This is a genomic window from Treponema sp. R6D11, assembly GCF_054786075.1.
This window is the reverse complement of sequence record NZ_BDHD01000532.1, coordinates 1-828: the sequence shown is the minus strand read 5'-3', so window position 1 is coordinate 828 and position 828 is coordinate 1. Positions and strand designations below refer to the sequence as shown.

General features: G+C 39.3%; 2 protein-coding genes. Both read right to left on the bottom strand.

Annotated elements, in window-relative coordinates; translation table 11 throughout:
- On the bottom strand, window positions 1–293 hold a 293-nt coding region (locus ACYVTD_RS14500), incomplete at its 3' end, for a hypothetical protein (protein WP_461248425.1).
- 120 nt (window positions 294–413) lie between these two features.
- A partial coding sequence (locus ACYVTD_RS14495) for a hypothetical protein (protein ID WP_461248424.1) occupies window positions 414–828 on the bottom strand: 415 nt, incomplete at its 5' end.

Here is an 828-nt window from a genome sequence, read left to right as displayed (position 1 = left end):
TTTCTGCCGTCTTTGTATGTCGTAACAACTTCGTATGACGGCGACATCGCCTTGGAAAGTGCGCCTCCTCCCATAACAAACGACAAAATAGGCCATGCCATTATAGCAAAACCAAAACAACCGACAACCATAAACACAATCGATAGCACTGTCTCTAAAAGTGTTCCATGCATTCGCATCGACAATAAAAAACCGCAACAGACCATAAGCCACCCTATGAAAAAAAACTTGACTGTCCGTTTTAAGTTGTAGTAAACATCTTCCAATTTGTCATTGTAACTTACATCACTCATAAAATTCTCCTTTCATGCATTAAGCGGCATGAACGCTTTTATCAATTACTACGCCTGTTTCGCCAATGGCTGTTTTTATTTATGGTCAGGCGTAGGTTTGGCACAATGTGCCACTCATTATTACTTGTTATTTTTCTTGTAATACTCCCAAGGCAGTTCAATATAAGCCGCAAGAAAATCACGTTTTTGGATATGTTCCATATCAGAAGTTTTGAAAGCCGTCTTCATGGAAGGTAACATATTTTTTCTGAATTCCTCGCTATTATCAGAAGCGACTTTTTCCAACCATTCGCCGGATTTCCCAGACTTAATTTTATCCGCCACGTCTTTGTATGCTTTCACATAACTTAAATTCGAGAAAAAAACCAGTTCGTGTAAATTACCGCTTTCGCTTATCCATAATTCGGCTTTTTTATAATCGGGATTTGCTACGGCTTGTATTGCCGTTATCTTTGAGTAATAAAACGATTCCACAGGAAAGTTCTTTTCATTGGGGGGAATTGGAACGATTACCACCCGTTTGTTGGTAACTGCG